Origin of the sequence: uncultured Roseibium sp. (assembly GCF_947494555.1) — a bacterium.
In the GTDB taxonomy this organism is placed as follows: Bacteria; Pseudomonadota; Alphaproteobacteria; order Rhizobiales; family Stappiaceae; genus Roseibium.
Map to the genome: position 1 here is coordinate 98493 of NZ_CANLVF010000006.1, position 23391 is coordinate 121883.

The 23391-nt window shown below is 53.9% G+C and carries 21 protein-coding genes; 2 read left to right on the forward strand and 19 right to left on the reverse strand.

The annotated features are described in order from the left end of the window. Positions 1-95: 95 nt before the first annotated feature. The 7 genes from Q0915_RS25455 to Q0915_RS25485 form a co-directional block, all read right to left on the reverse strand. Positions 96-893: a class I SAM-dependent methyltransferase gene (locus Q0915_RS25455; protein ID WP_299483541.1), complete on the reverse strand. Its 798-nt coding sequence runs from the start codon at positions 891-893 to the stop codon at positions 96-98. A 102-nt stretch (positions 894-995) separates the two neighbouring features. Beyond that, a complete protein-coding gene (locus Q0915_RS25460; RefSeq protein ID WP_299483542.1) occupies positions 996-1766 on the reverse strand; it encodes a phytanoyl-CoA dioxygenase family protein in 771 nt (256 codons plus the stop codon). A 116-nt stretch (positions 1767-1882) separates the two neighbouring features. Further along, positions 1883-2602, reverse strand: coding sequence for an acylneuraminate cytidylyltransferase family protein (locus tag Q0915_RS25465; RefSeq protein ID WP_299483543.1), 720 nt, complete (start codon positions 2600-2602; stop codon positions 1883-1885). Then, positions 2602-3576 (reverse strand): dihydrodipicolinate synthase family protein, encoded by a 975-nt coding sequence (locus tag Q0915_RS25470; protein WP_299483544.1) that lies wholly within the window; start codon positions 3574-3576, stop codon positions 2602-2604. The genes Q0915_RS25465 and Q0915_RS25470 overlap by 1 nt, the downstream gene beginning before the upstream one ends. After that, positions 3569-4606, reverse strand: coding sequence for a GDP-mannose 4,6-dehydratase (locus tag Q0915_RS25475; protein WP_299483545.1), 1038 nt, complete (start codon positions 4604-4606; stop codon positions 3569-3571). Before Q0915_RS25475 ends, Q0915_RS25470 begins: the two co-directional genes overlap by 8 nt. 3 nt (positions 4607-4609) lie before the next feature. Next, the gene (locus Q0915_RS25480) at positions 4610-6427 is read right to left on the reverse strand and encodes an N-acetylneuraminate synthase family protein (RefSeq protein ID WP_299483546.1); all 1818 of its coding nucleotides are present in this window, start codon (positions 6425-6427) and stop codon (positions 4610-4612) included. 328 nt (positions 6428-6755) lie between these two features. Further along, a complete protein-coding gene (locus tag Q0915_RS25485; RefSeq protein WP_299483547.1) occupies positions 6756-8543 on the reverse strand; it encodes an ABC transporter ATP-binding protein in 1788 nt (595 codons plus the stop codon). A gap of 384 nt (positions 8544-8927) precedes the next feature. Between Q0915_RS25485 and Q0915_RS25490 the strand changes: the two genes are divergently transcribed. Continuing rightward, complete coding sequence (locus Q0915_RS25490) at positions 8928-9848, forward strand: class I SAM-dependent methyltransferase (protein ID WP_299483548.1); 921 nt, start codon at positions 8928-8930, stop codon at positions 9846-9848. Positions 9849-9876: 28 nt separating this feature from the next. Here Q0915_RS25490 and Q0915_RS25495 read toward each other — a convergent pair whose 3' ends face one another. The 9 genes from Q0915_RS25495 to gmd all read right to left on the reverse strand — a co-directional run bounded on the left by Q0915_RS25495 (position 9877) and on the right by gmd (position 19534). Next, entirely contained in the window at positions 9877-10806 is a 930-nt protein-coding gene (locus Q0915_RS25495; RefSeq protein WP_299483549.1) for a glycosyltransferase, read from the reverse strand. 73 nt (positions 10807-10879) lie between these two features. Beyond that, positions 10880-12061 carry a hypothetical protein gene (locus Q0915_RS25500; protein WP_299483550.1) on the reverse strand — a complete coding sequence of 394 codons (1182 nt, stop codon included), beginning with the start codon at positions 12059-12061 and terminating at the stop codon, positions 10880-10882. Continuing rightward, positions 12058-12846, reverse strand: coding sequence for a glucose-1-phosphate cytidylyltransferase (gene rfbF / locus Q0915_RS25505; RefSeq protein ID WP_299483551.1), 789 nt, complete (start codon positions 12844-12846; stop codon positions 12058-12060). The genes Q0915_RS25500 and rfbF overlap by 4 nt, the downstream gene beginning before the upstream one ends. Beyond that, positions 12843-13940, reverse strand: a complete 1098-nt coding sequence (rfbG, locus tag Q0915_RS25510; RefSeq protein ID WP_299483552.1) for a CDP-glucose 4,6-dehydratase — start codon at positions 13938-13940, stop codon at positions 12843-12845. The genes rfbF and rfbG overlap by 4 nt, the downstream gene beginning before the upstream one ends. 29 nt (positions 13941-13969) lie before the next feature. Further along, a complete protein-coding gene (locus Q0915_RS25515; protein WP_299483553.1) occupies positions 13970-14863 on the reverse strand; it encodes an NAD(P)-dependent oxidoreductase in 894 nt (297 codons plus the stop codon). A 263-nt stretch (positions 14864-15126) separates the two neighbouring features. Then, entirely contained in the window at positions 15127-15969 is an 843-nt protein-coding gene (locus Q0915_RS25520; protein WP_299483554.1) for an FkbM family methyltransferase, read from the reverse strand. A 244-nt stretch (positions 15970-16213) separates the two neighbouring features. Further along, the gene (locus Q0915_RS25525; protein ID WP_299483555.1) at positions 16214-17464 is read right to left on the reverse strand and encodes a hypothetical protein; all 1251 of its coding nucleotides are present in this window, start codon (positions 17462-17464) and stop codon (positions 16214-16216) included. Positions 17465-17470: 6 nt separating this feature from the next. Next, entirely contained in the window at positions 17471-18442 is a 972-nt protein-coding gene (locus Q0915_RS25530) for a GDP-L-fucose synthase (RefSeq protein ID WP_299483556.1), read from the reverse strand. A gap of 12 nt (positions 18443-18454) precedes the next feature. Then, positions 18455-19534 carry a GDP-mannose 4,6-dehydratase gene (gmd, locus tag Q0915_RS25535; protein ID WP_299483557.1) on the reverse strand — a complete coding sequence of 360 codons (1080 nt, stop codon included), beginning with the start codon at positions 19532-19534 and terminating at the stop codon, positions 18455-18457. A 363-nt stretch (positions 19535-19897) separates the two neighbouring features. On the opposite strand from gmd, the gene Q0915_RS25540 reads away from it, so the two are divergent. Further along, the gene (locus tag Q0915_RS25540; protein ID WP_299483558.1) at positions 19898-20641 is read left to right on the forward strand and encodes a hypothetical protein; all 744 of its coding nucleotides are present in this window, start codon (positions 19898-19900) and stop codon (positions 20639-20641) included. A 9-nt stretch (positions 20642-20650) separates the two neighbouring features. Here Q0915_RS25540 and Q0915_RS25545 read toward each other — a convergent pair whose 3' ends face one another. Genes Q0915_RS25545 through Q0915_RS25555 form a run of 3 tightly spaced genes read right to left on the reverse strand, consistent with a single transcriptional unit; the run spans position 20651 to position 23322 of the window. Then, positions 20651-21394 carry a sulfotransferase family 2 domain-containing protein gene (locus Q0915_RS25545; RefSeq protein ID WP_299483559.1) on the reverse strand — a complete coding sequence of 248 codons (744 nt, stop codon included), beginning with the start codon at positions 21392-21394 and terminating at the stop codon, positions 20651-20653. A 44-nt stretch (positions 21395-21438) separates the two neighbouring features. Continuing rightward, positions 21439-22356 (reverse strand): lipid kinase YegS, encoded by a 918-nt coding sequence (gene yegS / locus Q0915_RS25550; protein ID WP_299483560.1) that lies wholly within the window; start codon positions 22354-22356, stop codon positions 21439-21441. 42 nt (positions 22357-22398) lie between these two features. Next, the gene (locus Q0915_RS25555) at positions 22399-23322 is read right to left on the reverse strand and encodes a LysR substrate-binding domain-containing protein (RefSeq protein WP_299483561.1); all 924 of its coding nucleotides are present in this window, start codon (positions 23320-23322) and stop codon (positions 22399-22401) included. Between the last annotated feature and the right edge of the window lie 69 nt (positions 23323-23391).

Genomic DNA, 23391 nt, shown 5'->3' on the forward strand with positions numbered 1-23391 from the left:
GACGTTTCTACTTGAAAACCAACCGCGAAATTTCCCCGGCACATCAAGCTCCTCCATGCCGTATGCCGGTCCGCCGAGCGAAGCGAAAATAACGTTCACGTCCAGCGATGCGGAGGCGACTGAGGATTCAAGGGTTTTTGCGCGATGATCAGATGAGGTGCTGGTTTTTTCGTGTCGACAGAGGTGTCAGTAGCTGGAAACAACCATTGAAACTTACGCTTCTTCTTCGGCTTTTCGTATTTGGTCCAGTCTATCTTTTCAAACGTTTGTATCGAAAATCCCGAATGATGCAACGCAGTCAGGTATTCGCAACGTCTATAGAAACAATCGGAGCGCTCATCGTTTCGGATTTCGCCATAGCCCGGAATTTCTTCAGTAGCGCTGTATTTCTTCTGAAATACGGAATTGTCTACTAAATCGTCCGAAACCGGCTCCTGGCTGATCAGCACGCCGCCCGGTTTCAGGTTTTCAAAAATTCCATCAAGAGCGGCGCGAAGATTTAAGGCATGATGCAGCGATCCCATGCAAAATGCGTAATCGAAAGGGGCCGTTTCGAATTGTTTGGAGAAGTCGCCCAAAGACGGCCGGACTTTGTCTGCATCGACCCCAGACATCTCAATCATGTTCGGGATCAGTTTCTCAACGGCATTTTGCGTGATCTCGACGGCAACAGCAAAATCGATCTGACGATTCTGTGCGAGCCACACGGACAGATAACCACTCCCGCAACCGTAATCGACGACACGCCCGGAAATCTGGCGTCCGATAATTTTTTCGGAGTCGGGAAGAAGGTTCAGGCGAACGTTAGCAAGCTGCTGCTTCATGTATTTGGTATCTTCAGAGCGGCTTTGATGCAGCATCTCGTGAACACCAATTTCACCAGCCTTTATCACGTATCTTCCTTCCATATGAGCGCGCGAGCATGGAACATCGCAGCTCGTCGTCACCCAATATTCCAGCCGTTGCAGAATGACCCGCCGCAGAAGGCGTGCCTATCAGGTTCCGAACCTTTTGCGAAGTTTGCTGAAGAAGCCCTTTTTTTTGGGAACACGCCGCTCGCTCTGGGCCCGGCTGCGCTCTCCCTCCGTGTCAATCCGCAACAGCTTCCGCACGCGACCGGGTTCCAGATTACCAGCCCTGTGCGGTGCGTCGGTATCGAAGATCGCCAGCGACCCCGCAGGACCGGTCAAAGCGACCTCCTCACCAAAATCGGAAAGAACATTCTCGCCGGGTGTAATTTCGCTCGAATTCAGCATTTCCAGGCGTTTTTCGCGAAATTCTTGCGTACGACCAGGCACGATCCAGGTCGGACCGTCTTCTTCGGTCACGTCGGTCAGCAGGATCGCGTATTTCAAAAACTGATGACGATCGAAATGCATGACATATGGCAGCGCGGTGACAACCTCATCCGGCCGACCGATCGAACGCACGAAAAACAGCTTGGAAGGGTAGTCCACCACATCGTCGTAGTAACGCGTCGAGATGTCCTTGAAGCCGCGATTGGCGACCACGTCGCGTATCACCGGAAATTTGCCCTCATCGACATCCGAAAAGAGCGCCCTTTTGGCAATGCTGTAGCCGGCATCCGCATGCACATCGACATTCTCTACGGTGTTTTCCATCAGGTAGTCGAATTCATCACGCATGGCTTCAGTGGTCGCCTTGTCCAAAAAATTCGGAACAATACAGCCACCTGCAGCTTTCACCACGTCAAGTATCTCATCGGGTGAAGCCGTCGACGATAGTCTCACTTCCTGTGCGCCCATGGTCGCATCCTTCCAATGTGTCACAAAGGATCAGTAACCAGACCGGATTAATCGCAGGACCGGACGAAGGCAAGCAGTTAAACCTGAAGGGCTGCTTTTCTTGATCCAGTGCAGGCTCAGTCGTTTTCTGCTCTGAGGATGCCTTCCGCGACAAAGAAATCGCTGCGATTGTCTATGTCCACTGAGTTCTCGGCTGACATGACAAATGGCGTTGCATAATCGTAGAGCGTGGTCAGTGATCCCGACCTAAGGTCCTCGATGGCACGGATATAGATCGCGCCGTTCGGATGATAGGCGGGTTTTTGGTCCTGACTTCTGGTATTGCCTGTTTTCATGGGTGAGCCTTCGAAGACAGGCTCCCATCCGGCTTCATCGCTCACGGTAAACGCAAACGATATTGGAAATCCGTAGGCCATGGCGGAAAACACTGGTTTTTGCGTCGCCTGTCTTTCAGCGAAAGCCTGGTCGATGTGGGCCGAAGTGCGCAGCGGCACAGTTGGCAGGGCAAGCAGAAAATCCCCGTCGCGTGCACCAAAAATTTTGTCTACTGACTGGTGAAGGTAGTCAAAGATTTTGACCTGATCCCCAGCCTCGTCGTTGCTGCGGAGATCGAACGACAGCGGTGTCTCAATACCGAGAGCGTCAAAGTGTTTCGATGCGATGTCCCGATATTCCTGGCTGTCGGTCGAAAAGATCACTTCTGTTACGCATTCCGCCAACGCACAGGCTTCCAGGGTCCACAGAACCAGAGGCTTTCCCATCAACGGGTGTATGTTCTTTCCGGGAAACCTCTTGGATCCGGAGCGCGCCGGGACAAAAGCTGTCACGCCGGTCATCACGTTTCTCCCGTCATCCACGGAGCCCGCGCAAGCGCCGCTTCAATCCGCTTATATACGGCAGAGACCTCTGCAAACCTCTCGTCCAGCAGATGTTTCAAGGGCATCCGGTCCCTCCGTGACATGAAGCCGGCGGCTTCGAGCAATGCCTTGTTGCAACGGTGCCACCCGTATTTTGCACAAAGTTCATCAAAAAACGGGCTTTCAAGCTCTTCAAGGATAAAGCGAACCGTCCGCTCATCGCCACCTTCAAGCGCCGCCCAGAAATTCTCGCCAATGCGCGCATCGATGATTGAAATACCATTCAGATATGCGCGCGCGCCCAGAGGGTGGTAGGGCAAGAAACTGGACTTTCGACCCGCAAGCACCACACGAATTCTTGGCTCCAACTCTAAAGTCGCCTTAACAACATCGGGTTCTTTGGCATCCTCTTTCAAAGCCACCACTTCAGGGATGCGCGCCAAGGACTGCAGCAATGATATCGGCCAGTTCATCTGCTTCCCGTCTTGCCCGGACAGGAAAGGCATTTCGTGAACCAGAACACCCAGCCCCGATTCCCGTCCGACCGTCGCAAAGTGCTCCAGAACCTGATCGTCCTCGAAGTACTTTTCGCGGCAAATCACGGATATCAAATCGGCGCCGGCTTCTCGCGCCGCCCGGGCGCATTCAACACTGTGTTTCGTGGAACAGTGGATGGGATCACCGACTATGACGGTGGACTCGGGGTCCATCTTTTTCACGGTTTGTGCGCAAAAGCGGTTGAGTTCGAAAATCTCATCCATTGTCATTTGCGAGTAGCGCGAGTTGTACGCCATCGCATAGAATCTTCGGGCACCTTGAGCGTGTAGCGTGCGCAAATAGGCTTCGATACTGTCATAATCGACGTTTTCGTTCGCGTCGAAAGGCGTAAAAATAGTGTAGACGCAGCCCACAAGTTGGTCGCGCGCACGTTCAGCAACGTCTTTGTCAAACATTGTGCTCTCCCCTAATCCAGCGTTTCTTGTCTTCTTCGATCATCCTAGAGGCAAGCATTTCCACACTTGTCGTCGGGCGCCATCCAACGGCCTCTTCCAGCCGCGAACAATCACCTCGCAGCGCCGGCGTCGGATTGCTTCGAAAATATTTTGGCGAAACCACCGCCAGTTCCAATCCGGACTCGGTATCCACGCAGCGTTCCGCCAGGCCTTCACCCTCAAAGTGCGGATCAAAGCCGGCAGCCCGTGCCGCGCACTCGACAAACGTGCGCACGCTTGTGAGCTTGCCTGTGGACACGATAAAGTCTTCCGGCGGGTCATGGCGAATGATTGCGCGCATCGCCCCGACAAACTCTTCGGCGTCACCCCAGTCCCGCTCCGCAGACAGGTCTCCAAGAGCCATGGGCGGGCCACCTTCGATGGCAAGGCGCGCAAGATTTACAGTTATTTTGCGGGTAACAAACGAGCGGTCTTTCCATGGGCTTTCATGGTTAAACAGAATGCCGCTGGCAACGTGTAGTCCCTGGGTTTCACGATAAATTCGACCGAGGTGCAACACACTCAACTTTGCAAGACCATAAGGATTGCGAGGAGCGGGCAGACTTGTTTCTGACACCGGAGCCCCGGCGACTGACTGGCCGATCGCTTCTGAACTGGAAGCAAGGAAAACCCGGGCTTCCGGCGCGGCGACTCCAACGGCAACCAAAACGTTCAGCGTCCCGATGGTGTTCGCTTCCATCGTGACATTCGGATGGCGCAAGCTGTCTGCAACGTAGCTGTGACCGGCAAGATGGTAAACCTCGTGAGGCCTTGAGATCTTCATCGCTTCAATAAGCGAGTGCATGTCGTTGAGGTCCAACTCAACCAACTGGATGGAATCCTCCAGCGACATTTCCTTCAAGCGCCACAAACGCGCCGCACCACCTCGCCGGAAACCGCCGAATACCTCAACGCCTTCCTTGACAAGCTCGCGTACCATGAGGGCGCCGTCCTGCCCGGTTGCGCCAATGACAAGCGCTCGCGTTGCCACGGTTCAAAGTTCCGTCAAGCGACGAATCGCTTCGCGAAAGCCGGCACCTCTGTCGAGATGACCTTGCCAAACCTCAATCACCTTAAGTCCCGGCAGTGCGAGTGCATCGCGGATAATGTCGTTGTTTCCGGGGTCTCCGTCGCCGAATTGCATGCCCTCACCATCCGTTCCAAGTGCGTCCGCCAGATGTACATGTCTCACTTGCGGGAGGAGCATATCGACAATTTCCGCCAAGTCGAAGCCGAACATGTTGCGACCAAGTAGCAAATGGCAAACATCAAGACAGACGGGCATGTCACGCTTCACAAGATGTTTGGCATCAACAACGTTATTCATCGCCTTCAGCGCAACCGAGCCGCCAAAGTACCACGCAATCGGAGGCAACCACTGCGGAGCAATCAATGCCCCGCGTTCAGAATAAGATCGGACAAGTTCGGCGTGACTGTCGTAGAATTTTTCAAGGCCGCCTTCGCTGTCCACTGGTACGGCTGAAAAACTTCCGACGATCGGCGTCTCAACGCCGGTCCTGTCACTCAGTGCGAGTGCAAAATCGACTGTCTTATCGAGAACTGACTTGCTCGCTTCACGCTGGCAGATATCCTTTGCAAAAGGATCCATGAGTTGCATGGAGTTTACGTAATCGGGAAGATGAACGCTGTAACTGCAATTGGGATCGGCGTTTCCCGCATCGGGAGTTGAAAGCACTTCCTTATAGGAAAGATGAAACTCGTAAGCTCCTATTGGAAACTGCCGGGCCATCAATCCCAGATCGTGCAGACGCACCGGAAGTGCAAGTTTCAGATCTTTTGCCCGGTCCAGATGCCAGTCTTCCAGTGGCGCCGCCGCGTCGAAATCACTGGGGCAAAGCGCATCGCCTTCTACAACGTCCACCCGTAGTGGACGCCCCAGATACGCGGCGATCTGGTTCCTGTCGAAACCGGTGTTTGGAGCTCGGTAAACCAAATCACGCGTGTCGAGCGTTTCTCCAGCACTGAGTGGCTTTGCGGCGTAGAAACAGCGCCCCAGATTCTGCCTGTTCATGAGCTCGCCCTGATTGGCAGCCCGCGGCCCGTCACCAGCAACAATCAGCGGCAATGCATCGGCGAAAGACCTGATTTTCTGAAATTCATCCGGTGTTGAACTGCTGGAGTGATCAAGGCCCGGCCCGCTGCGGTCGAACGTCAGGTGCCGTTCAATCGTTGTCGCACCCTGTTGCAGTGCCAGAAGGCAGACTTCCCAGTGATCGTCATGGCTGGAATAGCCGACCGGACGCCCCCACCGCTGACGGAGATGGGCAATCTGACCAAGCCGGGCGTTTTCCAGCGACGTCGGATAGTTTGAAATGCAATGCAAAGGTGTCCAGTCAAATTCCGACAGTGCGGAAAACGCCGCCTCGATGTCAGGTTCCGCATGTGCACCTGTTGAGAGATAGAGCGGTTTGCTGAGGCCACCTAAGAACGCCACGAGCGCAGCATTGGTAAGTTCCGCGCTCGGAACCTTGAAAAAATCAAACTGTTCGAGCGAAGCGCCAAAATCGTCCGCATCGGCGTGGTCAAAAAAACTGATCCCTGCGTCCAGCCCCAGAGCCTGCGCTTGCGACGATAATTCCAAAAGACTTTCCGGCGGAAGGAAAGTTTTCCTGATCTCATCGATGAGTATTTCATCACCAATCTCGGTGGGCTCACCGTAATATGCCCGATCGAGGTTCCTGTATTGGAACTTTACCGCCGAGGCGCCGGATCGCGCAGCGGCACTGATCATTTCTTTTGCTTTGGCAAGGTCGCCATCATGATTGATGCCGATTTCCGCAATGAGATACATTTACTTCCAACAATCCTTGAGCCGACCGGGAAAAATTCAAGACTATCTACTCAAACAGACGCCGGTCTGCAAACCAGGCAAATTGCAGCCTAAGCCTTTCTGCCGGCGCGCAACGCATTCCGCTTTATGGATGTCATCGATAAGCGCTTCTTGTCTTGCCCGATGAGGCTCAACCCCCTTGCGCAGCCTGCGCTTTAAACCAGTTCCCTTTTGAAAGCGCAACCCAAAAACTGCCTGTATCCCCGCGGACCAAACCCGAATCCGGAAAGGTTTTTTGGTGCAATCGGACAAGTTGCCGGGAAGCCGAATTTGGCGATTGACCAGACTGTCAGGCGGCCTTTTCCTTTTTGTTCTGGAACTGCAACTCGCAGAGCCTGCGGTAGATGCCATCGTGATCGAACAGCTCATCATGCGTGCCGCTTTCCACGACCTGGCCGTCGTCCATGACGTGAATCATGTCGGCGTGCCTAACGGTGCTCAAACGGTGAGCGATCACCAGTGTGGTTTTGCCCTTGGTGAGCCGCTCAACGGCGCTTTGGATTTTGGCCTCAGATTCCGAATCCAGCGCAGATGTCGCTTCGTCGAGCAGCAGGATCGGGGCGTTGCGGAGCATGGCGCGCGCGATGGCAATCCGCTGGCGCTGCCCGCCCGAAAGCTTGTTCCCGCCCTGCCCGGTGCTCGAGTCGTAACCCTTGGGCATACGCATGATAAAGTCATGGGCATTGGCGGCCTTTGCCGCGGCTTCGATTTCTTCCTGCGTCGCTCCCGGCTTGCCGATAGCGATGTTGTCGCGGACACTGAGTTCAAAGAGAAACGGGTCTTGTCCCACATAGGCAATCGATTGCCGCACTGAATCGAGATTGCGTGACGGCAACGTCTGGTCATCTATCAGAACGTCTCCACTGTCGGGGTCGTAAAACCTTTCGATCAAAGCAAATACGGTCGATTTGCCAGCGCCGGATGCGCCCACAAGTGCAGTCATCTTGCCGGACCCTGCAGCAAAGCTGGTACCCTTCAGCGCCGGCGCTCCCTCGTAGGAAAAGACTACGTCCCGAAATTCGATCTTCCCGCCCGTGACACTCAGATCAGGGGCGTTCTCAATCTCTTTCATGCCCGGCACGCGATCGACCAGCTCATACATCATGCGAAGACCGACCATGTTTTTACCGAGGTTCACGTTCAAACGCGCCAGACGCTTGGCCGGGTCGTATGCCAGAAGCAGGGCCGTGATGAACGAAAACAGTGCGCCCGGGTCCTGGCCGAGCTCAATAACCGAGAACCCTCCGTAGAACATGACGCCTGCAATCGCGAAGCCCCCTAATGTATCCATCAAAGGAGCCGTTCTGGCGGACAGGGAAGCAATCTTGTTCGACTGCCCCTGAACTTCGAGAATGCCCACTTCCATCCTTTGCATCATGAAAGATTCTAGGCTGAACGCCTTCACAGTGCGTATCCCGAGGACTGTGTCCTTTTGGGCGGCTCCGATTTTGACGCTCGAGACAACCTTCCGCTTGACGTATTGCTTCGTTCGTTTCACCAGAAAAGTCACGCCAAGGACCGCTGGCGGCATAATAAGCAGGGCAAAAATGCTCAGAAACGGGTTTTGAAGCAACATGACGAAAACCAGCCCGATAAGCGTCAGCAAATCGCGGCCAAGCGAAACAATGATCAGGTCAAGTGTCGTTTTCGCCGCCCCGACACCCTGTCCGATCCTAACTCCGATTTCCGAGATCGTGTTCTGGTCGAAGAAGGTCTGATCCTGGCGGACCATGTGAGCGAACATGCGCCTTCTCAGATCCGAAACGATTTCGTTGCCGACCCTGGACAGAACAACAAGTTGGCCGTAGGTCGACGCACCCTTCAGGACGAAAATAATCAGCACGGCGGTCGCAATGACATACACCATCGCCGCGTCCTTGTTGACGAATACCTCATTGACCACGTCGCGCATGATCCAGGCACTGGCCGCCGTTGTCGCCGCGATAATACCCATGAAAACGAATGCCAGTGCGTATTTAGGCAGGTATTTCCTGAAATTCTCGCTTAACAGCCGCTTGACCAGCTGAACTGTTCCATCAGGGTCTTTAAATGTTTTCGAAGCGAATGGATTTCGCACGAAGCGGTTCCTTTCTAAGGCCATCGGCCAACGGCAAGCTCGTTGAGGCCTGCATTGCAGACTTCTCCTCCATCGGCAGACAAATACTCAATTTTGCTGCGTTTCTGCAAGTGGCCACTATTGTACCCCGGACAGGACCAGCTACACATGCGTTTCTTGCGATGACACAGGCGTCGAAAGCAAAGATCAAACAATAGCAAACGGCGCATATTTCGATTTGAGCCCCGCGAACGGAATGTCCTGTGCCGACCGACCTGGTTGTTTGCCAGCTACAGCATGCCAAAATCAATCAGGGCAAACTTCCTACTACACCTATGGTGCTGAGTCACATATACCGATCTGCAGTGAAACGCACAGCGCGGCTTTGCCGCGACCGAGGCCATTTTGGAAAAGAAGAGCTATTTCAGCTACGACCGTCACGAAAGCGAGTGGCAAAAGGTCATAGACGACCCTGCGAGAAACGCAGTGGGCGAGACATGGCAATCCAACGATACTCTGGATGCCTGGCGGCACGATCGCATGCGTGAGCCCATGAAAACGATCGTTGCGGCCGATCCCGGCGCAAGTTGGTTGACGGTCGGAGATGGAAGATACGGATCAGACGCACGATTTCTGGCTGCCTGTGGCGCGACGAACGTGCATGCCAGCGACATTTCGGACAAATTGTTGAAAATCGCCGCAGAAAAGAAACTGATTGAGGCTTATTCAGAGCAAAATGCAGAACGGCTGACCTTCGAAGACGACAGTTTCGACTACGTCTATTGCAAGGAATCTTTTCATCATTTTCCCCGCCCCTACATCGCTCTGGATCAGATGTTCCGTGTTGCACGAAAAGGCGTCATCCTGACCGAGCCAAGGGACCTTAGTATCGATCAACCCGCCTATGAGAAACGCAAGTGGAAGATTTCTCGCTTGTTCCGAAAGAAGAAGAAACCCGTCTACAAATCAAAAAATCATACGTTTGAACCCGTTGGGAACTATGTCTACAGCTTGTCTGAGCGCGAGGTCGAAAAGTTCGCGCTCGGCATACATAGAAACTTGGTCGCGTTCATCGGATGCAATGACGCTTACAGGGAAGGGATCGAGTTCGTTAAGCTGAACAGCAACGACGAGAAAGACCTTGCTGCCATTAACGAGGTCAAAAGTGCAATAAAAGCCATGGATGAAGCCTGTGAGGCCGGCAAAAAACGGACAAAGTTGCTCACAGCAATGATTTTCAAGGATGCTCCCTCTTCCGCCCTGACCGACGCCATGAAGCGCGCAGGCTGGGACGTCCGCGAACTTCCGCTGAACCCCTATCTCTAGTGCAAGAAATTCCTGCAGACCTGAAATCTCAGTTCAATTTCCCGAACAGCCTACCGAGTATTTTTTTCTTTATTTTTTCTATCTTGCCCGGGCCTCGCTTCTTGAGCCTGTAAAACCCTTGCAAGGCTTCGAATGCTTCCGGGTCTTCCGCCAGAACATCCGGATACTCAATATTCAATTCCTGATTCAGTTTTCTCGCCTTGTTGCGAATTTCATCGACGTTGCAATGCTCGCCGCTTCCGTCAAAACCAATATTTTGCACGTAAGAAACGTTTGGGTTCAGACACAATCCGTCCTGTTTGAAGATCGTCGCATACCAGAAAATTGCCCAAGTGTTCATTCTGCCATCGGCATTGGCCAGAACCTGGAACCAGAATTTTTCACCGATTTCCAGATCAAATCGGTTGATCATGTCCGGCGTGAATTCACTCAGGAGCTTTTCAGGGTCCTTTTCGAAATGCTGCCATCTGTCGCGCCAGGTCGCCCACCCCCAGCAATTCATCAATCGTGAAAAATGGGTTTTCGTGAAGGCCTTGCTTCGCGTTGGTTCATTGTAGCCGCAGACATGCCAGACCTTTTTCTCGTCTTGGAAGTGCGAAAGACTGCCGTTCATGTAGTTCAGAAAGGCCGGGCTGGTGACGATGTCGTCTTCAAGGACAACTATCCTGTCGTGCTCCTCAAGAACCTTGGTTATTCCTTGGACAATACTCCCTGCCAAACCGATATTGGCCTCCTGCCGGACAATGGTGACCGACTTGAAGCCCTCTACCGCATCGGCGGTTGCGCAAATTTCCTGGATTGACGCGATATCTTTATCGGTTCGGGGACCGTCCACAAACACGAACAGATCCGTATCGCCCACAAGATGGTTTTTCGCGATTGCGTCGAGTGTCTTGCGAGTATGATCCGGCCGATTGAAAGCAAAAAGCGCGACGGGTGCCAGTTCCTTATTCTTCATCTGATGGCCTTCCTGCGCGTCTGTCACTGATGCTAAACCCGACACTCATGAAACATCTCGAATAAACCAGTCTTCAAACTGTACTTCTCATCTGTTCATTTATGTTCTGGATATAGGTGCTGTTTCTTTTCGTAAACGAGGCCAGCCATTCTCGTTTCTGGTCACTGTCCACCGATCGCTCTGATGACAGGTACTCCGCCAATTGCATGGCAGCTTTTTCAGGATAAGCATCCAAATGCAGAACGACGCCTTCCGGTATTTCATCCGAGAAGCTTGTGGAGTTCACGGCAACCGCTGTCGTGGAAGCAAAGCGAATGTTCTTGATAAGCGCCCCTTCGATCGACGCCGACCAGAAGGACGGCGAAAGGACGACTTTGCAGGACGAGACTGCGTCTCTAAGCCCGCTCGTCCAACTCATCTGAACAAAGGAACAGTTTTCAGGTGCATCATCGACATCCGCAGGACACTTGAACGGAAACAAGAATGAAAGCTGCGGCGCATGGCGTGCAACCGAAAGCGCCCAGCGGCTTCCTTTTGCAAGAACGTCGTTCCCGTGAAAGACGATATCCCACTGGGTATCGCCCGGCTTCGGCTCTTCGATGCCCTTTGTGCCTGCAATCAGGGACTCTTCAATGTCCGCTGTCCAAAGACCCACGACAGGCACAGGCATTCCAAATTGCTGTTCGGCGAGCTTCGCCTGCCGTTCATTTTGCGCCAGAAATTGAACCTTCCCGGCGCGCGCGAGTGAATACAGCTTGCGAACAAACACAGTGGCGCTTGATGTCTGCCGGGGAAATGGCGAACACCCGTACATCTTGGCGGCATGCTGGTCGGGGTCGCCCAGGCATCTCAGACATGCCGCGTGTTCCATTGGCTGGTGGTTGTAGCTGCGGACGCAGAAGAAGCTCGACTCCAACAGGTAGATCCAGCAGTTCCCGCGCAGGAATTTAATGATCTTCAACGTCGCGGAAAACCCAAGGTCCTGCGGGTGCAGCAAGAGCACCGGCGTCTTTGACCTTCTCAGAAACCAGAGGCGGACAAAAAACAGGAGCCAACGCGGTGCGCCTTTCAGCCACAAGAACAGTTCGCGAAAGACAGATCGGTCATCCCTCTTATCCAGCCTGGGACCCGGCTCGATGTACGGCAGTCCTTGCGCCACCAGGTAAGCCACCAGCTGACCGGTTCCGGACTTTCCCGCCGGGATCCCGCTGACGACTGCAAAATCACCTGAGACATTCGGCGCGGCACCGCTCAACGGATATCCCTCCAGACCTTCCAGGGGGCATCACCGCTTTGCCATAGGTTTTCCAGATACTGCTTTTCGCGCAAGGTATCCATCGGTTGCCAGAACCCCTCGTGAACGAAGGCCGACATCTGGCCATCGTGCGAAATGCCCTTCATCGGAGCCTGTTCCCAAGGAGTGTCCTCGATATCAGGAGCCTGAAGATATGCTTCGATCTTCGGTGAAAGCACAAAAAAACCACCGTTGATCCAGCCGCTTTCCCCTCTGGGTTTCTCCACGAAGCCACTCACTTTTGTGTCTTCTATTTCAACCGCGCCGAAACGGCCGGGCAGCCTCACTGCAGTAACCGTTGCGAGGCGGCCTTCCTTGCGATGAAAAGCGATGCTCTCGGTGATGTCGATATCGGACAGACCATCGCCATAGGTCATGCAGAAATCGCTGTCACCCACATAAGGCAGTATCTTCTTGATCCGGCCGGCCGTCTGTGTGTTCAGCCCCGTCTCGATAAGCGTGATTTTCCAGGGTTCGGACCTGTTTTCGAGCAGCTCCACACCGCCGTTTTTCAGGTCTATCGTGACGTTTGATACATGCATCAAGTAGTTGGCAAAAAACTCCTTGATCATGTAACCCTTGTATCCGAGGCATATGATGAACTCGTTGATCCCGTGCGCGGAATACATCTTCATGATGTGCCAGAGGATCGGTTTGCCACCGATTTCGACCATTGGCTTTGGCCGGGTGACCGTTTCTTCGGCCAGCCTTGTTCCGAGCCCCCCCGCCAGAATTACCGCTTTCATTTAATCGGTTCCATTTGTTCCATTGAGCTTAGAGCGGTCTCATATTCATTGATCTGGGCCAGCGTCAATGCTGTCAGGTCTTCGCCATCATTGAAGCCCCTATACCATTCAACCGTTCTTTGCAGTGCGGTCCGGGTGTCCCACACCGGACGCCATCCCAACCCGAAAAGCGCCTTCGAATTATCCAGTGCAAGTATCCTGGCTTCTTTCTTCTCTGTGTCAGCGTGCCCCGTAGTGCCCCAATCGGCACTCCCACCCCAACACGCTTTCAAGACATTCGCGATTTTCCTGACTTCCCAGATGCCCTCGACATTCGGACCAAAATTCCAGCCTTCGCCGAATTGTTTCGGGTCTTCGGCGAGCCGTTCGGCAAGGAGCATATACCCGCTCAGCGGCTCCAGAACGTGTTGCCAAGGCCTGATCGCATGCGGGTTCCTTATGATCGCGGTCTCGTTTTTCATGAAAGAGCCGACAATATCCGGAACCAGTCTGTCGATTGCCCAGTCGCCGCCGCCGATCACGTTGCCGGCTCTGGCAGTTGCCAATCCCGTCCGGTTTTGCGCAAAGAAGGAATGCCGGTAGGACGCGGTAAGAATTTCCGCCGCCCCCTTGCTGGCTGAATACGGGTCCTTGCCGCCGATAGCCTCGTTCTCACGATAGCCCCAGACCCATTCCTTGTTGTCGTAACACTTGTCGCTGGTTATGACGACAATCGCTTCAAGCCCAGTGACCGTCCGGAGCGCATCGAGCAAGTATGCGGTTCCCATGACGTTTGTTTCGAACGTTTCGAGCGGGCTGTCATAGGACAATCGCACCAGCGGCTGTGCGGCGAGATGGAAGACGATTTGAGGGCTGCAACACTCAATCGCGTCCCGGACCAGCGCCGGATCCCGCAAATCCACCCTGAAGTCGTTTTCCAGACCGTTGCCCGCGTCAGTGCAGACATAAAGATGCCGTTCGCTTTCCGGGTCGAGTGCAACGCCGCTTACATTCGCGCCAAGCCGTTTCAGCCAGTGGAGCAGCCAACTGCCCTTGAACCCCGTGTGACCGGTGACCAGAACGCGCTTGCCCTGCCAAAATTCTTTTTTGAGCATAATATCTTTCTGACGCTAGATGTCCCCGGTTATCCGGCTGTGTCATCCCATTCCCGCAGCAATTCTTCAACACCTTCCGCGATTTTTATCTTTGGCTCCCACCCACTGAGTTTTGGTCCGACAAACGGCACCATAAGCTGATTGCTGCGATAGGGGCGCGCTCCCCAATTGACGTTCATCGCCCGACCAGAAACCGTTTCGACAACGCGTGCCAGCTCTCTCACCGTTATGACTTCATCGCCGCAAACATACTGATTGGGGTTGGATGACCCGGTACCATCGCTCAAGTTCTCGAGCGCCAAAATAACCGCGGCAACCGCATCCCGAACATGGAGTGGCACCATCTTCTGCAGGCCCGGGGTCGCATCCATCGAGTTGCCGGTTCTGGCAGCCGAAATCAGCTCCGGAAGAAGCTTCGGCCTGGTGTCGCCAGGGCCATACAAGTCGTACAAAACAAGAGTTATCGCATTCAAATCATGCCAGTCAGCATAATAGCTCAGCATCTCGGAAAACGCTTGCTTGGTAGCCGCGTAGAGCGAATTGGGCTTCACATCACCGTTTTCACCAAACTGCGAAAAGGTGCCCATGTTGACAAAACCGGTCACGCCCGCCAGCCGTGAAGCCTCAAGGATCTTGCCGCCGAAAAGCAAATTGGCGTTCAGAATGTCCATTGCGTTTCCGGCAGTTTCATCAGCCGGATAAATTGTCGCCACATGGATGACGCGCGATATCTTCTGGCGTTTGAAATCATCTGCGAGCTTCTGGACGTCACCGTCATCCCGAAGGATCTGAAAGTTCGCATATGCCTCCGGCGGTCGTCCCGCCCGAACCAGGGCGAAGGCGGGAATGTCTCGCTTCTGGAGTTCACGCATTATGTGCCTTCCCAAGAACCCGCTCGCCCCTGTTACCAGAACAGCACTCATTCATAATCCCCTTCAGCGGTACATTGGTGCAAAGACATCTAATTCGAAGGACTGACAGTCAACAAAACAAGACCCGTTGCCATCCCTAGATCTATGCTCAGACCATTTTGAACTATCCCAGTTGCAAACCAACCTTGACAGCACAATCGATAGAAAGTGGTTTTCTGGCCGATACGCATCGCAACGATATCTCACCTTGTGCGGCAAATAATCAAAACGCACTGCTTCACCTTCATCTGAAAGGTATTTTCGTAAAAAATAGCCTATTGCTTTCTGTAGAAGAGAAAGTTTGCACGTCCGTCGGACCAAACGACTTTGTAGCCTCGTTTCTTTAGAAGAGTGCTTACCTCAGTGGCCCTGCCATAAGCCACTTTTGAGGGGAAATTCAATTCATCAATTTCCAGAAGTATCTGTTTTGGATAGAAGTCCTTGGACAGCATGTGCCTGATGACTTCAATCTCCGCCCCTTCGATATCCAGCTTGACAAGCTTAACCTGAGACAGATCGACACCCATTTCGTCGAGCATCGAAATCATATCGATTGCCGGCACATCAATGTAGTCCGTCTCTTTGCTGTACTCATTTTGAAAATTACTGATTGAATGCGAGACGTTTTTCTTGTCCTTCGGCTCATAAAACCGAACGGATGTGACTGCGTTCCAAAGAGCCTTTTTCACAAGTATCAGTTTGGACGTGTCGATTTCCGACAGTTCATACGCAGCAGGGTCTTGCTGCCCTGTACTGTTGAAAGACTGGCTGCTTGGCAAACCAAATCTGTCGCTAATCTGTTCGAAGTGAACGACGGCTCGAGGTGTCGGATCAACGATGATTACCTTCGCGCCGTAGCGATTTGCAAAAGCAACATCAAAAGAAGCGTCTTCGCCCAGTCCCGCAGATATGATCACGGAGCCTTTGAGGTCGTCGTCGTCAACGAAGGTCCAACCGCCATACTCGGTACCTAACGCGATGAGCGGATGATCACTCGATGAAAAGCGAAATTGCAAAGAATGTTTCTTGCCGCGAAGCACCTTGATTTGATGTTTAGCTCTTTTGACCAGATCAGAGATCGGTCTTTTTTTGTTTTTTGACTTCGCAGGTTTCAACATTCACCCCATTTCTCGCAAATCTTCACGCGCAATCTTGGCATCGCGCTGCCAACCTGTCTTCGTTTGACATTCAAATTACAAGGTGGTGTTCACCGTACCAGGCCCTGGAATGCGCACCGTGACATGATGCAAACAGTTTTCCAATATTCCTGTATAGTTGGATCGTCCACGACCCTTGTTGTTTTTGAGATAACAACGAGCTTATCGGACCACCTCGGGTTGGCGACGATTGGAGCTCGCAGCGTTATACTTGCGCATCTGCTCCGATCAGAAAGTTGTTCCCTAGACTGGCCAGATATTTCTCCCGCGCCGCACGGCGATTGTGGTGACTTTCCCCTCGCGACATGGCTGCTTCACAGATTGCCTCCGCAAAACCGCTGTCCGAAGAGGCTGCAAGCGCGTTGCCACTGTTCAAAAGGTTCTGCATCGAGATCCCCTCCGAATGAATGACAAACTTTTCTGCTGCGACCGCGTCCTGGATGATCCCCGATCCCTGCAGGCCATAGACAGCAGTGTCGTATGGAAGCAAGATCGCATCGGTTGAAAGAAAACGGTCCGTAAACTCACTCGGGTCCAGGCGGTCAGAGAGTTTTAGAATACGAAGTATGCCCTCGTCGGCTTTGTATTTGTCTGCAAAGGCGTAGACACCACCATCAACGTAGTTTTCTTCAGCGCCTTGAAGCAGTATCTCGATTGGCCTTTCCTGTGGCGCTGTTTTCAACCGGTCTTCGATGCAGGACACAATGGCGCCGATCCGTTCGTAACCTTTTCCGGGCCGTGGAGCGCCAAAAAGCCCAATTCTGAAAGCGTCGGATATTGGCCTTTCCGGCTGTATCGGTGGGTCCGCGGGGTCGAAACTGCACGGGAGATAAAAGCCGCCCTTAACGTCCAGCCCATATTGCGCATTCAGATATGCGGCCATCTCCTCGGTTTCGCAGGAAAGCACCAGATTGTTCGCAGCTGCCAAGGTCTTTGACAGAACCTTCAAACGTTCTTTCCGGCGGAAACCCTTGTGCTCACCCAGTTCGGGATCGAGGAAGCGAAGAAGAAGGCGCGGCGTTTGGCCTTGCTTGTTTTCAACAAACCAGCATGTGGATTCGAGCGACTCCAGATCTGCCGAGGGGACAATAACCAGATCGTCCGAGCTCATCTGCAACGCATCGCAGGTCTTGGCCAGGACATGCCCGTAAGATGATCCGGGCAGAGACAGGATCTGTCCCGCTACCAGCGCCCGCAAGGCTGCATCTATTTTCTGCCTGGCGGATCCGTGCCTGGTCCGCCAGTACAGTTTCGACAAGTCCCTGGAGCGTTTTGACGTTCTCGCGGTCGCTTCGCCCAGGAATCCGTTGTAATCCTCCCCGGTGATCAAATGAAGATCAAATCCGGGTAGCATATTGCGCAACGCACCGATCTGGGTGTGCTGGTGCCCGCGATTGCGGACGAGTTTCTGCTCGACGATAACCAGCTTTCGTTGAGGGCTATCCTGAAAAGACATGCCGCTTCAGCGTCCGGAACCAAAGGCCTGAGAATAGGTATCCGAGATGCCCTCGCGCAGCGCGCGCGCGGCGTTCCAACCGAGTGAATTCAACAAAGATGTATCAGCCAGTTTACGAGGTGTCCCGTCCGGTTTGCTTGCGTCAAATTTCAACGTTCCGTCAAAGCCGACAATCTCGCAAACGAGTTCCGCGAGAACCCTGATGCTGATTTCCTCGCCCGATCCGATGTTGACCGGTTTCGCCCCCGAATAGGTCCTGGCCAGATGCACGACCGCATCGGCGAGGTCATCGACATGCAAAAACTCTCTCAACGGAGTGCCACTGCCCCAAACTTCCAGCGTGTCGTGACCTGCCACCTTGGCTTCATGCGCTTTTCGCAAAAGAGCCGGCAGCACGTGGCTGGACTCAAGGTCATAGTTGTCCCCCGGACCGTAGAGGTTCGTGGGTTGGACTGAAATGAAATTGCTTCCATATTGCGCGCGATAGGCCTGACACAGCTTCACACCTGCGATTTTTGCGATCGCATACCACTCGTTTGTCGGCTCGAGCGGTCCTGTCAGGAGACTGTCCTCGCTTATCGGCTGAGGCGCCATCTTGGGATAGATACAGGTCGATCCCAAAAAGACGAGTTTTTTGACTAAAGTCTGATGAGCCGCATGAATGACATTCGCTTCAATCATGAGATTGTCATAAAGAAACTCTGCCGGATGGGAACTGTTGGCCTGTATGCCGCCGACCTTCGCAGCGGCCAAGAACACGACGTCAGGCCGACTGGCGTTCATCCAGGCTTCAACTTCACCCTGTTGCTTCAAGTCAACCGCCTGCCTGTCGACCGTAAGGATGTTGCATGCTTCGCTCTGCAAACGGCGGCAGAGCGCGCTTCCAACCATTCCATTGTGACCGGCAACGAAAACCCGTTTTGCCGTCAGGTCGAATCCGGACCGGCCTGTGAGGTCGCTTGAAGGTGTTCCTTGCATGAAAGCCTCAGTTCAAGCGTCCGTCCGAGAGGAATTCTTGGCATTGTCCAGCTCGGCCGGAACAGTTTCCAAATCGGATCGCACCATTTGTGCCACCATGTCCTTGAAGGACGTTTCAGGCACCCAGCCCAAGGTGTCGCGAGCTTTGCGGGCGTCACCGATCAGGAGATCAACTTCAGTCGGCCGGAAGTAACGCGGATCGACCGAGACGATCACGTTACCCGTCTCTTTATCAATCCCCTGTTCGTTCACACCTTCACCTTCCCAACGAAGGGCAATTCCGACCTCGCCAAAGGCCAATTCAACAAACTCACGAACCGAGTGCTTTTCGCCGGTTGCCAGCACAAAATCATCCGCGACATCGTTTTGAACGATGCGCCACATCCCCTCGACATAATCCTTTGCATGGCCCCAGTCGCGCTCTGCGTCGAGGTTTCCGAGGTAAAGCCGGTCCTGCAAACCAAGCTTGATCGCAGCAACCGCGCGAGTAATTTTTCGGGTGACGAAGGTCTCTCCGCGGATAGGGCTTTCGTGATTGAACAAGATGCCGTTGCTGGCGTGAATTCCGTAGGCTTCTCGGTAGTTTACGACAATCCAGTAGGCATATAGCTTGGCTGCCGCATAAGGACTGCGCGGGTAAAACGGCGTCTTTTCCGATTGCGGCACTTCCTGCACCTTGCCGTAAAGCTCGGAGGTGGACGCCTGGTAAAATCGCGTTTTGTCCGTGAGGTTCAGGAGACGGATCGCCTCAAGCAGGCGCAGCGTTCCCAGGGCATCCGCGTTGCCCGTATACTCGGGCGTTTCGAAGGACACCTGCACGTGGCTTTGGGCGGCCAGATTGTAGACTTCGTCAGGCTGAACTTCCTGCATAATGCGGATCAGGTTGGTTGAATCCGTCATATCCCCGTAGTGCAGGTGCAGCTTTACATTCTTCTCGTGCGGGTCCTGGTAGAAATGATCGATCCGCGCGGTGTTGAACGATGAGGATCTGCGTTTGATCCCATGAACCGTGTATCCCTTGCCAAGCAGAAGTTCCGCGAGATAGGCGCCGTCCTGCCCTGTGATACCGGTGATAAGTGCTGTTTTTGTCATCTGTCCCGTATGTATTGTGCGCGGATACCCGTTGATTGCTGACTGCCAATCTTTGAGGAATATCTGTGCCGTCGGCGCTGAACCAATTCTCACATTGAATTCAACGCGTAACCGGCTTGACGACGTGTCGGTGGATCGGAGCGTTATAGTCGCTCCAACTTCAAAAAAAAAGCGGAAAACGCCAGTTTTCGCTGGCATCGCGGCCGTATCGCACAAATCGGGATTGCCAGTACTCCGGATGTGTTCGTGAACGCTTGTTTGCCGAACAATCACTGGATTTCTGGTATCCCCGTTGGCATAAGGCTTTAGTTGCGTTCGCCAGGTGGAGAGGCACAAGCCGGTTCTTTGCCGGCCCGAACAAAAATGAACAAGATCCCGATTGACGTCACGCTTGTGTCCGGCGCGCGAACCGGTCTTCTGCAAAAAACGCTTGAGAGTTTCTCCGAGCGGCTATTCCGGCATTTCACGCTGGAAACACTTTTCGTGAATATCGATCCATTTGAAGGCGGACGTGCAGAGGTCGAAGAATGCGAGCGCATCTGCAAAAATTTCTTTCCTGAGGTTGTGGCCCACAAACCGGAAACGCCGCACTTCACCAAGGCCGTGAAATGGTTGTGGCAACAGCCCTACGCCGAGTGGAGTTTTCATCTCGAAGACGACTGGGTTTTGGCGCGGGATGTCACCTATGAGGACTTCGCAAATGCGCTAAAGCGGCGTGTGACTCAGATCTCTCTCATGACCAAAGAGAAAAACTGGGGGTACCGCTCCCCGTATCACTATGAACCGAGCCGCTTCAAAGTTCTCGGGCACGACCTCGGAAAAGGTCTCAACAAGAAGAGACCGATTTTCACGACCAGTCCAAGCTTCGTAAAGCGGGAATTTGCGCACGAATGTGCGTCTCTGATGCGCGACGAGCTCGACCCTGAAAAGCAGCTGAACGTACTGAATCCGCCACTCAATCAATACACCGCACGCTATCGCAACCACTTCATCGGAAAGCGCCGAGAATATGTGGCAGCAGACATCGGCAGAGAGCACAGGGAAGAAGTGGGCTTGAAAAAGACGGTCGTCGAAGGAAACAGCGTCTGGACAGAGAAAGGCGAGTGAGCCGCGACTCTACGCCGCGGTTGTGAAAATCGTGCCTTTTTGCGCCGCCGTATCGAAGTCGAAGCCGAACAGTTCAAGGTCGGACGCGTACCAATCGGCGACCGCCTGTATGGCGCTTTTTGAATAGAAATCCTTGTAAGATGCACTCGCATTGCGAGACACATTCTTGGATTCGAGCCTGTCGGCAACGTCGAAATAGCGCGAGACCTCCTCGCTCAGGTTTTCCTGACGCAAGATCTCGACCGCAACCCGGCCCGTTTCGTCAACGACGTAATCCGACTGCGGATACCAGCCGAGCGATGCCCTGTGCCAAAAATAGTCCTGTTTGCCGACATCGTGACGTGTTTCCAGGAACGCTTCAAAACCGCTCGTGGAAAGCTCGGTTTTCGGCAGTTTCCCACCACCGGTTTGAAGGTAGAACTTGTACCGTGAAAACGTGCGGGCCCAGGGATTGCGGATCACTGCAAATGCGATGGTCCCGCCGCGCACGGACTTGTCGATATCGCGCAAGCGTGCGTGCTCGTATCCTGGATGAAGTTTCCTGGATGTCATGAAGTTCTGAAGCTCGTCCGCATACTTCTTGCTGACCAGGCGCCTGCGATGCGCGATGATGATCCGGTCCTTCAAGGCAGGCGCTTCGCGAAGCGCCATCCCGCCGTTTTTGGGGATGTGCACAAGAAGGTGTTTTTTAGCGGCAAGACCAAGACGTGCGGGCGCAAATTTCAGGAAGTTCTTGAGCTGGTACTCGTCCATGATTTCTTCTGGATCGTTGCGTCCACTGCGGGACGAGCGGCGTTCTACCGCCGCATGTCAATTTGGTGGTGCCTTATCCCAATCTTCCAGTCCTGTCCATTCATCGGCTCGCCATCCAGGTTGAACTGGACAGGTTTTGCGGTCTGAATGACGATCTCGCGCGCTTTTCTCTGGACAAGGCCGTTCTTCATGCCGTCGACGCCACTGTCCAGGAGTGTCGAAAGCAGGTCCGTAACTTTCCCGGACTTCGGAAACGGCACAATGGTCAGGTCGAGAAATCCATCATCGAGCTTGGCACGGGGGCAAAGACGGATCCCGCCTCCGGCGCGCCGTCCATTGCCGACGGCAAGTGCAAGAAAGGCACCTTCCCAGCAAAATCCTTCCGATTCGATCCTGCCTTCGCATGCAGCCAGTTCCGAAAACCGGTGCAGACCGGTGAACAAATAGGCCGCCCCGCCAAGGACACGCTTCAGGTTCGGGTCCGTTTGAGAGGTCACCTGGGTTCCAAATCCACCCGTTGCCATATTGACGAAACAGCAACCGTTGACCTCACCGACATCCATCGGTTTGGCACTGGCACGCGCTATAAAACGCAGGCAGCCCGGAATGTCGGCAGGATCCAGACGTATGTGACGGGCAAAGTCATTCGCGGTTCCCAGCGGCAGCACCGCAAATGAAAAGGGTGGCTTCTCCCCGTCGCCCAGTTCTTGCAGCACCGAATCCACAACTTCATGGATCGTTCCGTCACCGCCGGCGCTCACCAGTGTGTCGATCTCGTCTGCCGCCTGATCCCTCAATGCTTCCTTTGCAAGCCGCTCCGTATCTCCGGCCTCATAGGTTACACGAACCGAAACCGTATGGCCCATCGCCCTGACCGCGCTCACCGCCGTGCGCACGTCGTTCCGTGCAGCCGACTTTCCGTTCAAGATCAAGCGCAGGTGTTGCTTGTCATTCCGTCTCATGTATTCGTCGCATTCAATTGTTCTGGCAGTCTGTCCCGGCAGTTACTCCGGCAGCATGGTTTCCCTGTCGACCCGCGCGGTTCTTGCCTCTTCCATGAGCCACTGCCGAAACGCGGCAACGACCGGACGCATCGTCCGCCCCTCCGGATAGACAAAGTAATAGGCGGTCTGCTGGTCAAGTGACAGATCAAACAGACGGACAAGACGACCTGACGCCAATTCGGCCTCAATAAAGAAACGCGGAATAAGCGCTGCTCCCGCGTGGTGGATAGCAGCCTCCGATATCATCACAAATTGTTCGAAACGTGCTCCCTGAAAGGCGCTATCCGTTTCCACGCTGGCAAGATCGAACCACTGCCGCCATGCCAGTGGTCTCGTTGCCAGTTGGAGCCGGGGCACACGTATTAGATCCTGCGGTGTTCGAATTTCATGCCTGTCCCGGAAGACACGCGATGCGACAGGGATTACTTCCTCGGCAAAGAGCCTTTCTGTGATCGCACCTGCCCAGACCGGATCACCGTGGTGAATTGCTCCGTCAAACGGTTGTTCATCAAAATCGAAGGGCTGAAGGCGCACACTCAAATTCAGCCCGGCCTGCGGATACCGGCGCCCGAAATCCGCCAGCCGCGGGGCAAGCCAGCGTGTTCCAAATGTCGGTAACACAGCCAGGTTCAGAACATCGGCGCTGCCGGCATACGACATCACCTGGCGGGTTGCCGCGGTCATCTGCTCCAACGCTCCGCGGATGTCGTGAAGATAGAGACGGCCGGCATCCGTCAGCACAATGCGTTGCCTTACGCGTCTGAAGAGCTCAACGCCAAGCCGGTCTTCCAAGTGACGTACCTGTTTCGAGATAGCCCCTTGAGTGAGGTGCAGCTCTTCCGCAGCCCGAGTGAAACTCAAGTGCCTTGCCGCGCACTCAAACGCAATCAGGGTGTCCGCCGCGGGGATAAAGGCTCGCTTCATCAATTTCTCTTACTTCATTCCAATTGGTTATGAACTTTGAACCAGCTTTCGCTTTTCTGCAAATAAAAA